This is a genomic window from Idiomarina sp. Sol25 (genome assembly GCF_033052775.1).
Lineage (GTDB): Bacteria > Pseudomonadota > Gammaproteobacteria > Enterobacterales > Alteromonadaceae > Idiomarina.
Genome location: NZ_JAUPEW010000269.1, coordinates 1 through 229 on the forward strand (window position 1 = coordinate 1; position 229 = coordinate 229).

The following is a 229-nucleotide window of genomic DNA, read 5'->3' on the forward strand; positions in this document are numbered from 1 at the left end:
GGATGGCATGATCCAATTCCAGATCATGCAGGTGATGATCAAGTCCACGATGCGCGAGGTCCTGCCCCATCAATGCCCGATAATGCGGACCTGGTGAAAACGGGTAACGGTTTCGGGTCCCGTAGAAGTCCATCCCCGCCAGAAGGATCGTCTCCGCCCCCAGACCATGCGCCATCAGCACCGCGTAAATGCCTGTCGTGGGGTGGCGCCCATGCCGGGAGATCAGCTG

The 229-nt window shown here is 59.8% G+C and carries 1 protein-coding gene; it reads right to left on the reverse strand.

The window, feature by feature from the left end; all coding sequences use genetic code 11:
• The coding region (locus tag Q5L94_RS14250) for a hypothetical protein (protein WP_317498999.1) at positions 1-229 on the reverse strand (229 nt) is incomplete at both ends.